This is a genomic window from Thermostichus sp. OS-CIW-30 (assembly GCF_054060215.1).
Genome location: NZ_JBSSCZ010000004.1, coordinates 90,565 through 102,728 on the forward strand (window position 1 = coordinate 90,565; position 12,164 = coordinate 102,728).

The 12,164-nt window shown below is 59.0% G+C and carries 9 protein-coding genes; 4 read left to right on the forward strand and 5 right to left on the reverse strand.

The features are described from left to right. Nucleotides 1-73 precede the first annotated feature (73 nt). Nucleotides 74-1,285, reverse strand: coding sequence for an RNA polymerase sigma factor RpoD (rpoD, locus tag ACVWZF_RS02695; protein ID WP_414417736.1), 1,212 nt, complete (start codon nt 1,283-1,285; stop codon nt 74-76). Between the two features lie 637 nt (nt 1,286-1,922). Here rpoD and metH point away from each other — a divergent pair. After that, complete coding sequence (gene metH / locus ACVWZF_RS02700) at nt 1,923-5,597, forward strand: methionine synthase (RefSeq protein ID WP_457410756.1); 3,675 nt, start codon at nt 1,923-1,925, stop codon at nt 5,595-5,597. A gap of 330 nt (nt 5,598-5,927) precedes the next feature. Here metH and ACVWZF_RS02705 read toward each other — a convergent pair whose 3' ends face one another. Continuing rightward, nucleotides 5,928-6,719: an ABC transporter permease gene (locus tag ACVWZF_RS02705; protein ID WP_011433789.1), complete on the reverse strand. Its 792-nt coding sequence runs from the start codon at nt 6,717-6,719 to the stop codon at nt 5,928-5,930. Nucleotides 6,720-7,180: 461 nt separating this feature from the next. Here ACVWZF_RS02705 and ACVWZF_RS02710 point away from each other — a divergent pair, with 461 nt between their 5' ends. Beyond that, complete coding sequence (locus ACVWZF_RS02710; protein ID WP_457403762.1) at nt 7,181-7,945, forward strand: TIGR03943 family putative permease subunit; 765 nt, start codon at nt 7,181-7,183, stop codon at nt 7,943-7,945. Between the two features lie 22 nt (nt 7,946-7,967). Here the strand turns inward: ACVWZF_RS02710 and apcB are convergent, their stop codons facing one another. Next, a complete protein-coding gene (gene apcB / locus ACVWZF_RS02715; protein ID WP_011433791.1) occupies nt 7,968-8,471 on the reverse strand; it encodes an allophycocyanin subunit beta in 504 nt (167 codons plus the stop codon). Between the two features lie 239 nt (nt 8,472-8,710). Then, nucleotides 8,711-9,628 carry a tRNA pseudouridine(55) synthase TruB gene (gene truB, locus ACVWZF_RS02720; protein WP_457410758.1) on the reverse strand — a complete coding sequence of 306 codons (918 nt, stop codon included), beginning with the start codon at nt 9,626-9,628 and terminating at the stop codon, nt 8,711-8,713. A 77-nt stretch (nt 9,629-9,705) separates the two neighbouring features. Here truB and ACVWZF_RS02725 point away from each other — a divergent pair, with 77 nt between their 5' ends. Further along, complete coding sequence (locus ACVWZF_RS02725; protein ID WP_457410759.1) at nt 9,706-10,722, forward strand: DMT family transporter; 1,017 nt, start codon at nt 9,706-9,708, stop codon at nt 10,720-10,722. A gap of 22 nt (nt 10,723-10,744) precedes the next feature. On the opposite strand, the gene trpS is transcribed toward ACVWZF_RS02725, so the two are convergent. After that, nucleotides 10,745-11,740, reverse strand: a complete 996-nt coding sequence (gene trpS, locus ACVWZF_RS02730; protein ID WP_414375193.1) for a tryptophan--tRNA ligase — start codon at nt 11,738-11,740, stop codon at nt 10,745-10,747. A 123-nt stretch (nt 11,741-11,863) separates the two neighbouring features. Between trpS and ACVWZF_RS02735 the strand changes: the two genes are divergently transcribed. After that, nucleotides 11,864-12,148, forward strand: a complete 285-nt coding sequence (locus ACVWZF_RS02735) for a chlororespiratory reduction protein 7 (protein WP_011433795.1) — start codon at nt 11,864-11,866, stop codon at nt 12,146-12,148. Nucleotides 12,149-12,164: the final 16 nt, after the last annotated feature.

The following is a 12,164-nucleotide window of genomic DNA, read 5'->3' on the forward strand; positions in this document are numbered from 1 at the left end:
TTAGGGGGCCGGGAACTCTCTTGGATCCCTTGCCCCGGCTCTCCCTGAGAGCTAGAAGGAATGGGCCCCAGAGTCACCGGATGTATTCCTTCAACACGCTGTTGCGGTTGGGGTGGCGCAACTTGCGCAGAGCCTTAGCCTCGATCTGCCGGATTCGCTCACGGGTGACATTAAAGATCTGGCCGATTTCCTCCAGAGTTTTCATGCGGCCATCATCCAAGCCGTAGCGCAACTTCAACACATCCCGTTCGCGGGCGGTGAGGGTTTCCAAAACGCTTTCCAGATCTTCTCTGAGCAAGACTTTGGCCACCCGATCCTCCGGCGTCTCCCCATCCGACTCGATAAAGTCTCCCAGCCGAGAATCCTCTTCCTTGCCGATGGGGGTTTCCAAAGAGATGGGAAGCTGGGCCGACTTGGCGATAAAGCGCAACTTCTCGATGGTGATCTCCATGCGGGTGGCGATCTCCTCTTCGGTGGGCTTGCGGCCCAATTCCTGGGAAAGCAACTTGGTTACCTTTTTGATGCGGGAGATCGTCTCGTAGAGGTGGACAGGCAGGCGAATGGTGCGGGATTGGTCGGCAATGGCGCGGGTGATGGCCTGTCGAATCCACCACGTCGCATAGGTGGAGAACTTGTAGCCCTTCTCGTGGTCGAATTTCTCGGCTGCCCGAATCAGGCCCAGGGATCCCTCCTGAATCAAATCCTGAAAAGACAGGCCCCGGTTCATGTACTTTTTGGCGATGGACACCACCAAACGCAGATTAGACTGCACCATCTTTTCTTTGGCCCGCCGCCCCCGATGCAACCGCCGCCGAAATTCCGGCAAGGACATCTTGACCTCTTCTGCCCAGAGGGTGTCCGGCACCTCTTCTGGGTCTGACCAGAGGCCCATACGCTGAAAAACGGCCTCGCGAGCGCGCTCTAGCTCCAGCAGATCGGCAATTTTTCGGGCTAGCTCGATTTCTTCATCGGCCCGCAGCAGCCGGATACGCCCAATTTCTTGCAAATAGACCCGGATAGAGTCATCGGTGTAGGGCTTTTTCTTACTGGCCGCCTTGCGCTTTGAGCGACCTTTGGCACCGGCGGCGGCAGTCTCTCCATCCTCCTCTGCTGCCTCTTCGTCGTCGTCATCCTCATCAAAAGCATCAGTGTCACCGGTATCCAGTTCGCTCTCGAGGGTATCTGTCTCCGTGTCCAACTCCAGGGTGCCAGAAGGTGGATTTTCCAGATCCGACTCGAGAAGAGCTGTTTGACCAGATTTCACCAATTCCTTTGCTTGAGCCATGCTGAGTTCCTCGTGATCCTAATCACAGACAACTAAAGGTGACTAAGGGAGCTTAGACGCCAAAGGGAGAGGAGCAAGTTGCAGCCCTGCTGCATCCCACAACGCCAGAGTGAGGGAGCCGATATCCGCAAGCCAAAGCCTGAGTTGCCCTAGGCCAGCCTGCCCGCTTCTGGATAACCGATTGCTCGGGTCAATCTGGAAGCAGATATCGCTCATGGGGCTCAACTGAACTGGCGCAAGACCCGTCATCTTGGTGGGCGGAACCTCTCAAGATGGCGAGAGGTGGATCTTTCTCTTCGCCAATCCTGCGACGGGGTGCGAGGCACTTCACTGGGGGGGCGGAACATTCAGCACCTCAACCACTCCAACCCGCGAGGAGAAGATCGCTCTACAGCAGGCGGCAAGTGACCCTGGGAGGAACACTTGCGAGCAACTGTAGCCGTTCACACCAAAACGTCTTCCCTAAATTAGCCCGACCTGGGGGAAACAGCAACGGGGCAGGCAAAGAAAATGTTAAATTCACCTCAACAATGGCCAAGATGGGATCCCTGGCCCCTCGGCCTAGTCCGAGCAAATGGCTCGATGCTAACTTAAATCAGACTCTAGGTCGATGACACCCTGCCTGACTTTGACTTCTATGACCCATCCCTTCCTGCAGCATCTCCAGGAACGTGTAATTGTCTTCGATGGGGCGATGGGATCCTCCCTCCAGGCCCAGAACCTGACCGCAGCGGATTTTGGTGGGCCGGAACTGGAGGGCTGCAATGAGATGCTGGTGCTGACCAAGCCGGAGGCGGTGGAGCGGGTACACCGCGGCTTTCTGGAAGTGGGGGCCGACGTTGTTGAGACCAATACCTTTGGGGCTACCTCCATCGTTTTGGCCGAATATGGGATCCCGGAAAAAGCCTACGAGCTGAACGTGGCGGCGGCGCGACTGGCCAAGCGGGTAGCAGCCGAGTTTGCGACGCCGGAAAAGCCCCGTTTCGTGGCCGGCTCCATCGGCCCCACCACCAAGCTGCCCACCCTGGGGCACATCAGCTTTGATGAGATGCGGGCTGCCTACGAGGAGCAGGTGCAGGGGCTAGTTGACGGTGGGGCGGATCTGCTGATCATCGAGACCTGCCAGGACATTTTGCAGACCAAGGCGGCCCTGGTGGCCGTGCAGCAGGAGTTTGCCCGACGCGGGATCCGCCTGCCGGTGGTGGTGTCCCTGACCTTTGAGGTGCAGGGGACAATGCTGGTGGGCACGGAGATCGGGGCGGCCCTGGCCATCCTGGAGCCCTATCCCGTCGATGTGCTGGGCCTCAACTGCGCCACTGGCCCCGACAAAATGGTGGAGCACATCCGCTACCTCTCTCGGCATTCCCCCTTTCCCATCTCCTGCATTCCCAACGCCGGCCTGCCGGAAAACATCGGCGGCAAAGCCCACTACAAGCTCACGCCGGAGCAGTTGCGCTTCCACCTGGAGCACTTTGTGCGGGATCTGGGGGTAGCGGTGGTGGGAGGCTGCTGTGGCACCCGTCCGGAGCACATCGCCGCCTTGGTGGAAGCCGTGCAGGGGTTGCGGCCTAAACGCCGCTCCGTCGAGCGCATTCCCGCTGCTGCCTCGATTTATGCCCCTCAGCCCTACCTGCAGGACAACTCGTTTTTAATCATCGGCGAGCGCCTCAACGCCAGCGGCTCCAAAAAGATGCGGGAGCTGCTTAATGCCGAAGACTGGGACGGCCTGGTGGCCCTAGCGCGGGAGCAGGTGCGGGAGGGAGCCCACATCCTGGACGTGAATGTGGACTACGTGGGCCGGGATGGCGTGCGGGATATGCGGGAGCTGGTCTCGCGGCTGGTTACCCAAATCCCAATTCCCCTGATGCTGGATTCTACCGATTGGCAAAAGATGGAAGCGGGCCTCAAGGTGGCGGGGGGCAAGTGCCTGCTCAACTCCACCAACTACGAAGACGGGGAAGAGCGCTTCTTCAAGGTGCTGGAGCTAGCTAAAACCTACGGCGCCGGGGTGGTCATCGGCACCATCGACGAAGAGGGCATGGCCCGCACTGCCGACAAGAAGTTCCAGATTGCCGAGCGCGCCTATCGTCAGGCGGTTGAGTACGGGATCCCGCCCTACGAGATTTTCTTTGACCCCCTGGCTTTGCCCATTTCCACCGGCATCGAGGAAGACCGGGCCAACGGGGCAGCCACCCTGGAGGCCATCCGCCGTATCCGCCAGGCTTTCCCGGAGACCCACATTCTCTTGGGCATTTCCAACATCTCCTTTGGGCTCTCGCCGGCAGCCCGCGTGGTGTTGAACTCGGTGTTTTTGCACGAGTGCCGCGAGGCCGGCCTGGATGCCGCTATCGTCAGTGCCGCCAAGATCCTGCCCCTGAACAAGATCCCCGAAGAGCAGCAGCAGGTGTGTCGGGATCTGATCTGGGATCGGCGGCAGTTTAACGCCGTTCGCGTTAGCGGGACGGAGTCCTCGGGCATTTGCACCTACGATCCCCTGGCGCGGCTGACGGAGCTGTTTGCGGGCGTTTCCGGGAAGGAACTGCGCTCTGGCGGATCTTTTGCAGATTTACCCCTGGAGGAGCGGCTGCGGCGGCACATCATTGACGGGGAGCGGATTGGCCTGGAGGAGACCCTGGCGGAGGCACTGCAGAAATATCCTCCCCTGGAGATCATCAACACCTTTTTGCTGGACGGCATGAAGGAGGTGGGGGAGCTCTTCGGCGCTGGCAAAATGCAACTGCCCTTTGTGCTGCAATCGGCAGAAACCATGAAAGCGGCGGTGAAATACCTGGAGCCCTTCATGGAAAAGGTGGGAGGGGAAGTGTGCAAAGGCACTCTTTTGATTGCCACCGTCAAGGGGGATGTCCACGATATTGGCAAAAACTTGGTGGACATCATCCTCACCAACAACGGCTACAGGGTAATTAACTTGGGCATCAAGCAGCCGGTGGAGAACATCATCGAAGCCTATGAAAAGAGCAAGGCCGACTGCATTGCCATGAGCGGCCTGTTGGTAAAATCCACCGCCTTTATGAAGGAGAACTTGGAGGTGTTTGACGAGCGGGGCATCACGGTTCCCGTCATTTTGGGAGGGGCTGCCCTTACCCGCCGCTTTGTGGAAGAAGACTGCCGCCAGACCTACAAAGGCCAGGTGATCTATGGCCGCGACGCCTTCGTCGATCTCCACTTTATGGATCGGCTGATGCAGGCCAAAGCTGCCGGACGCTGGGACGACCGGCTGGGTTTTCTGGATGACTTGGAGCAGGGATCCCCCTCTGCCAATGGCCAGAAAGAGGCTTCTTGGGTTCCAGAGGAAACGGATCCCAGCCTGCCCCCTGCGGAGACCACCGTGGGAGCTGCTCCCGCCCTCACCCTCTCCGAGTCCCAAGACACCCGCCGCTCTGAAGCCGTTGCCCTGGAGACCGAGCGACCCATCCCGCCTTTCTGGGGATCCAAACTTCTCGCCTCAGATCAGATCCCTTGGCCGGAAGTCTTCTTCTACATCGACAAGCAGGCCCTGGTGGCCGGACAATGGCAGATTCGCAAGCCCCGCGACCAGTCGGCGGAGGAGTTTGCCGAGTTTATCGCCACCCAGGTGGAGCCGGTGATCGAGCGCTGGAAAGAGCGGATCCTGGCAGAAGATCTGCTGCACCCCCAAGTGGTCTACGGCTATTTCCCGGCGCAGGCGGAAGGAAATACTCTAATCCTGTTCGACCCGGCCAGCTTCCCGGAGCTGTTTGCCCTGGAGCCCGACTCCACCACCTACTTCCAACTGCCGACGGTCGAGCGGCCCCAGCTTTCTCCCCAGGTGCGGGAATTGGCCCGCTTCACCTTCCCCCGCCAAAAGAGCGGCCACCGCTACTGTATCGCTGACTTCTTTGCCGATCGCTCCACTGGCCTAGTAGATGTCTTCCCCATGCAGGCGGTCACGGTAGGGGCAGAAGCCACCGCCTATGCCCAGCGCCTGTTTGCCGAGGGCCAGTACACCGACTACCTGTATTTCCACGGCCTGGCTGTGACCCTGGCGGAAGCCCTGGCGGAATGGTGCCATGCCCGCATCCGGCGGGAGCTGGGGTTCGGCCACGAAGATAGCCCCGACATCCGCAAGATCCTGCACCAGGGCTATCGGGGATCCCGCTACAGCTTCGGCTATCCCGCCTGCCCCAACATCGCCGACCAACGGGTTCTGCTGCAGGTGCTCCAGGCCGAGCGCATTGGCCTCACCATGGACGAAAGCGATCAATTGGATCCGGAACAGTCCACCACCGCCATCGTTGCTTACCATCCGGCAGCCCGCTACTTCAACACTTAGGCTTAGCTTGTCGGGGTGTGGGGGTAGCTAAGCCCCGCACTGTACTCGTAGAGTCAGTGTCGGGATACAGATACCCCCACATGGTGTATGATGGGAGTACTTGCACAAAACGGCTTTTGCCGGAATCTGGTGCAACTACGCGGTAGGGCATTCCGTGTCTGCTCGTGGAGGGTTCTTGCGTAGGCTCCCCGATGAAGCGAGAAGCCTACGCTGTACCCGTAGGGTCAGCAATGGGAGTATGTCACGCCCTCATCTCCAACCTCTCTCAGGGGGAGAGGGGGAACTGTCGAGAACGGCTAGCGGGATCCCAGGCGGGAGCGGCTGTTCGCGTCAGCGGTGCGGAGCACTCCGCAGGGGGAAGCCCACGACCAAGATCAAGGTAACCAGAATGATCAAGGTGGAGAGGGCATTGATTTCCGGGGTAACTCCTCGTCGCGCCGTGCTGTAGATCAAAATTGGCAAGGTCAGGCTCTCCGGCCCACTGGTAAAAAAGGAGATGACAAAATCATCTATCGAAAGGGTAAAAGCCAGCAAAGCGGCAGCTTGGATCCCTGGCATGGCCAAGGGCAAGGTGACATAGCGTAGCTTTTGCCAGGTGTTTGCATAGAGGTCATAGGCTGCTTCTTCCAGGGCGGGATCCAAAAGTTGGAGACGGCTGCGCACCACAATAGCCACAAAAGCAATCTGAAACGTAATGTGGGCCAAGATCATCGTCCCCAAGCCCAGCTCAAAGAGGCCCGTGTAAAAGCGCACAAACTGGTAGAATAGCAGCAGCGCGATGGCCATCACAATATCGGGGACGATCACCGGCAACAGCATCAGCCCCTGCAGGATCTTTTTACCGGGGAAGCGATAGCGATACAGCCCATAGCCCAGCAGGGATCCCAGCAGCGTGCTGACCAGCGTGCTGACCAACGCCAGGACGAGGGTATTTTGCGTGGCCTGCCAGACCAGGGCATTCTGAAACAGGGAAAGGTACCAATCGAAGGTAAAACCTGTCCACGCCAGGCCAAAGCGGGCTCGGTTAAAGGAGTAGACGGCGATCAGCAGAATTGGCAGGTAGAGAAAGCCATAGATGGCATAGCTGACTCCCCGCAGCCAGGTGGGTATCCTTGCCAACATTCGCGTGTGCTATCTCAGTTGCGTCTATCCCACTGTAGAGCAGGCTGCCAAAATTGCAGCAACTCCCTAGGCTTTATACATCAGCCTGCAACCCTGTCTATCACGCCAAAGTCCGTTATCAATGGGATATCAATGTGAGGTTATCTGTGGCTGGATTTGTTGAATTGATGATGGGATCCCTGAAGCTGTAAAGACGGCAATCAAAGAACGTGAGCCAAACGAAATGTTTTGCTGTTCGCGTTAGGGGGACGGAGTCCTTGCCTTATTCGGGCAACCCGATACCTGTGACTGGGAAATTGGCAGCACAGGCATTCCCCAACGCCGGCAGTGGGCACTTCCGCGAGGATTGCTAAACTTAGGCTCGGAGTGGTGTGAAAAAGCTGCAACCCATGCCCAAAAGCAGTTCTGGTCGTCTTCGAGAAAAACAAAATCCAGAGGAACCGCACGCGAAAACCAAGGGTATGTCTCGGCCTGTCGGTCGCGTCAGCGGGACGGAGTCCAAACCGTTGCGGTGGGGCAATACGGCCTACTGGGAGGCGGCTGGGCTGATGTTGCTAGGGATCCTGCTGATCGTCTATCGCTGGCGGGGCACCCTGCTGATGTTGATCAATCCCGGCTACGTGAATGTGGCGCTGTTGGCCGGGCTGTGTCTGTTGGGCTTGGGGATTGGCCGTTGGCGAGGAGCCAAAGTTGCCTCTTCTGAAGTCCATGCCTCACTATTGGGGCCGCGGCTGGGCGCAGGACTGTTGATCCTGACGGCCCTGCTGGGGTTTTGGGTCGAGCCACGACCACTCTCCAGCCAAACTGCCCTCAACCGAGGGGTATCTCCCTATCTGGGGGTATCTCGTAGCCAGCCGCAGGCTTTTCGCCCCAAGCTCGACCCCCGTCAGCGAACTCTGCTGGACTGGGTGCGCACCTTGGATGTTTACCCGGATCCCTACACCTATGAAGACCAGCCGGTGCGGGTGCAGGGGTTCGTCATTCCTGACGAGCGACCCGACCACTTTGTTATTGCTCGGTTTTTGGTTAGCTGCTGTGCTGCCGATGCTTACCCCGTGGGCTTGCCGGTGCGCTGGCCAGAGGCAGAGCAGTTAACTGCCGACAGTTGGCTGCGTCTGGAGGGGCGCATGGCCGTGGAGCAGCGGGATGGCCAATCTCAGTTGGTAATCGCTGCCGAGCAGGTGGAGCCGATACCGGTGCCGCCAAACCCCTATGCCGACGAATAAGAGCAGGCGCTTAGATATCGGTTTAGATATCGGTTTCGCTCAGCTTAGCGCTCAGGTAATCGAAGGGCTCGGCCACAAAGCTGTAGTCTTCGCCGGAGCCAAGCAGCTCCAGGGTGCGGGTTTTCATGTTTTGGATCCCAATCACCGTCGGGGCGATGGGCACGCCGAGGGAGTTGTAGGTCTCCCGCAAGCCCGCTAACACCCGCTCATCCAGAATGCTGTTATCGGCAGCCACCAGCGCGTAGGAAGCGTAGCGCAAGAAGTAGTCCATATCCCGCAAACAGGTGGCATAGCGGCGGGTGGTGTAGGCGTTGCCTCCCGGACGAATGAGATCTGGCACCTGGGCGAACATGGCCGCAGCAGCCGTTTTGACGATATCCACTGAGTTGAGATTGATCACGTTCACGGCCTTGATGCGCCGCAGCCCCGAGTCATAAAAAGCCTTGAGCGCATCCATTGCCTCCCGATCCAAGTAGCGGCCCGTCAGGTCGTAGGTTTTGATCAGCGTGGTTACGGCATCCCGCATATCCCCAGCTCCATTCTTGTGACTTTATTTTGTAAAGTAGCTTGAGATGAAAAAATGAGAAGAGATTTTGCCGGACAACATCCAAAGGTCAACCTTGGAAAATCGAGCCAGAGCCCGGCAACGGCGACGCTTCAGGCTCCCCTTCGCCCTCAGAAGTTTAGCATGCAGGGGTTTCTTTCCCGCTTCCCCCTGAGACAATGGCAAATGTTGTTACGAAAATGTAACTTTTCTGCAACACTCTAGGGATCCGGCGGCAACACCCGCAGCGGCTTGAGCTGGCCTGCCTGACCATACCCCAAGCCCAAAAACTTGCCCGCCTCGTCCAGCACCCGCAAAGTAGGGGCATCGACAACAGGCCGGTCGAGGAGAATGGCCCGACCCTGCAGCCACTGCTTCGCTTCGGCGGAAGAGAGCTGTACCGCACCCCAATCGGCAAATCCCCACTCGATGGGCAGCAGGGCAGCAGCGGGATCCCCGGATCCCTGCCATTTCTCCAGGGGCAGGCTTTCTGCGATGCGAAAGGGGCCACTTTGCAGCCGTCGCAGCCGGCTCATCAGCCCTCCACAGCCCAATTTTTCCCCCACATCGCGGGCAAGGGCACGAATGTAGGTGCCGGGGCCACAGGCAACTTCCAGATCCACTTCCGGAAAGTCTCCGGCTCGCCAGCCCAGGATGCGCAGTTGCCGAATGACCACCCGTCGGGGTTCCAACTGGAGTTCCGCAGCCTCCACGCCGGCACGGGCCAACTGGTAGAGCTTTTTCCCCTGCCGCTTAAGGGCGCTGTAGAGGGGCGGCACCTGCCAGATCTCGCCGGTAAACTCCCGCAAGCACTGCTCTACCTGCTCGCGACTCAACCCAGGACAAGGGGATCCCACCCGGATCTGCCCTTCAGCATCGTCGGTGTCGCTGCGCTGTCCCAATCGGAAGGTTGCTTGATACACCTTATCCCCCGACAAAAACGACAAAAAGCGTGTTGCCCGTCCCACCGCAATCGGCAAAACCCCCGTTGCCGCCGGATCCAAGGTGCCCCCATGCCCCACCTTGCGGGTGCGCAAGACCCGCCGCACCACTGCCACACAGTCGTGGGAGGTGAGCCCCGCCGGCTTGTCCAGGTTGAGAAAGCCCTCCAGGGATCCCATGCCAGGCATAATATGCATCAACAGTTAAGATTTGTAACTGAGCTGCCCCAGCGCTTAACATGGGGTTAACTTCCGTCTCTGAGTTTGAAGCACCCATGGCCCAGTCTGACCTGTTCTTTCAGCCTATCTGGCAACGCCTCCTGATGATTGCCCCCTTTTTCCTGTGGGGCTCGGCGATGGTGGTGATGCGAGACGCCCTCTCCGAGACCACCCCCCTCTTTATTGCCATTCTGCGGTTGCTGCCGGCAGGGATCCTGGTTCTGGCCTTTCGGCTCTGGCAGGGGCGGGGCTCTGCGGCCTCTCACGCCTGGCATCCCAGAGGGCTGCGCGGCTGGCTATGGGTGTTGGCGTTTGCGCTGGTGGACGGCACATGTTTTCAGGGATTTTTGGCCCAAGGGCTGAAAGAGACAGGGGCGGGCCTGGGATCCGTGCTCATTGACTCGCAGCCGCTGGCGGTGGCTCTGATGGCCACCTGGTTTTACCGCGAGCGGATGGGATCCCTGGGCTGGCTGAGCCTGGGGCTGGGGGTTTTCGGCATTGGCCTCATCGGCCTATCCGGTGGGGGATCCCTGCAGTTGGGGGCCGGCGTCGTTTGGATGTTGATGGCCTCCCTGTCGATGGCCATCGGCACCGTGATGATGCCCAAGGTGGCGGAGGTGGCGGATCCGGTGCTGGCGACGGGCTGGCACATGGTGTTGGGCAGCCTGCCCTTGATCCTGCTGTCGGGACTGACGGAGACTCAGCAATGGCAACACCTGAGCGGGATCCACTGGCTGGGCCTCCTCTACGCTTCGGTGATGGGGAGCGCCTTGGCCTATGCCCTCTTCTTCTATTTCGCCTCCCAGGAAAACCTCACCGAGTTCAGCTCCCTGACCTTCCTCACCCCCATCTTTGCCCTGCTGTTTGGCAGCACCTTTCTGGGGGAATCGCTGACGCGGCTGCAATGGCTGGGAGTGGGCATCACTCTGGTCTGTGTGTACTTGATTAACCACCGGCAAGAATGGCAGGAGCGCCTCCACCTGGGCTGGAAAGGGATCCTCTCAGAGCTGGGTTTAGACTGGCTGGTGAGCGCCTTGAGCACCGTCGAGATCCGCGATGGCAACCCCGACTGATCAAAGCTTGGGCAGGGATCCCTTAGGGGGGCAAGAACCCCATGGCCTCTCTCACCCTTTGTAGCGTTTGCTCGGCGATGGCCCGGGCCTTAGCGGCATTCTCCCGAATCAGAACGAGCAGGTGGTCGGGGTTGCTCCACAGTTCCCGGTAGCGCTGCTGAATGGGCTCCAGGGCAGCGATGATGCTGTCGGCAAGGAGGGGCTTGAACTGCCCCCACCCCATCTCGGCACACTCAGCCGCCACCACCTCCTTACTTTTGCCGGAGGTGAGCATGTAAATCGTCAACAAATTGTGGGCTTCGGGACGAGCCGGATCGTCAAAGGCAATGCCCCGAATGGGATCGGTCTTGCATTTTTGGATCTTCTTGCGGATGGTATCCGGGTCATCCAGCAGATGAATACGGCTGAAATCCGAGGGATCCGACTTGGACATCTTGCGCGTACCATCGGTCAAGCTCATTACCCGCGCCCCCTCCGGACGAATCAGGGCCTCTGGGATCAAAAACACCTCTCCAAAACGGTCATTGAAGCGGCGGGCAATATCCCGACACAGCTCAATATGCTGCCGCTGATCCTCCCCCACTGGCACATACTTGGGTTGGTAGAGCAAAATATCCGCCGCCTGCAAAATCGGGTAGCTGAACAAGCCAACGCTGGTCTCCTCCCCCTGTTTTTCCTTCTTCTCCTTGTATTGGATCATGCGCTCCGCCCAGTTCATGGGGGTGATGGTGTTGAACAGCCAGGCCAGCTCCGTATGGGCAGGCACGTGGGACTGGACGAATAGCACGCAATGCTCCAGGCTGAGACCGCAGGCCAAATAAAGGGCAAACAGCGAACGGGTTCGCTCCCTCAGCAGCTTGGGATCCTGAGGAACGGTGATGGCGTGTTGATCGACGATGCAAAAAAAGTTCTCGTAGTGCTCCTGCTCGGCCACCCAGTTTTTAATTGCCCCCAAGTAGTTGCCCAAATGCAGTTCGCCAGAGGGCTGAATGCCAGAGAGGGTGCGCGGCTTGGCCATAGGGAAAGCAGATCTCAAACGCCAACAAGACGGAGGACAAGAGCAAGGAAAGTCTTTTTCAGGATATCAAGAGAGGCGCAACCCGTTGGTTCATGATGGAAAAAAGACGCCCAACCCCACACCATGTTAGACTCAGAACCCGAACTGTTACGTGCTGCCAACCACTATGTGCTGCTGATCCCGGGCTTGCCGGAGCAATTTCTCAGCCCTGAGGAATTGCAGGAGTTTCTCGTGCGGCTGTTGCAGGAACATCCCCACCTGGTGGATGCAGATCTGGCCCGCTATCCCACCCCTCAAGCGCAGGCACAGCGGCTGATCGACACCGCCTGTGAGATCGAAGTTTCCCCCGGCGAAACCGTGCAGTGGCATCCTGTGCGCCTGAGCAAGCGCTCCTCGACACAGTCTTGACAGGTCGGAAGTTCGT

Coding starts and splice junctions, on each gene's coding strand:
- ACVWZF_RS02710 (WP_457403762.1), top strand. CDS start 7,181: ATGTCTCGGCCTGTCGGTCGCGTCAGCGGGACGGAGTCCAAACCGTTG.
- trpS (WP_414375193.1), bottom strand. CDS start 11,740: ATGGCCAAGCCGCGCACCCTCTCTGGCATTCAGCCCTCTGGCGAACTG.
- metH (WP_457410756.1), top strand. CDS start 1,923: ATGACCCATCCCTTCCTGCAGCATCTCCAGGAACGTGTAATTGTCTTC.
- ACVWZF_RS02735 (WP_011433795.1), top strand. CDS start 11,864: ATGTTAGACTCAGAACCCGAACTGTTACGTGCTGCCAACCACTATGTG.
- truB (WP_457410758.1), bottom strand. CDS start 9,628: ATGCATATTATGCCTGGCATGGGATCCCTGGAGGGCTTTCTCAACCTG.
- rpoD (WP_414417736.1), bottom strand. CDS start 1,285: ATGGCTCAAGCAAAGGAATTGGTGAAATCTGGTCAAACAGCTCTTCTC.
- ACVWZF_RS02705 (WP_011433789.1), bottom strand. CDS start 6,719: ATGTTGGCAAGGATACCCACCTGGCTGCGGGGAGTCAGCTATGCCATC.
- ACVWZF_RS02725 (WP_457410759.1), top strand. CDS start 9,706: ATGGCCCAGTCTGACCTGTTCTTTCAGCCTATCTGGCAACGCCTCCTG.
- apcB (WP_011433791.1), bottom strand. CDS start 8,471: ATGCGGGATGCCGTAACCACGCTGATCAAAACCTACGACCTGACGGGC.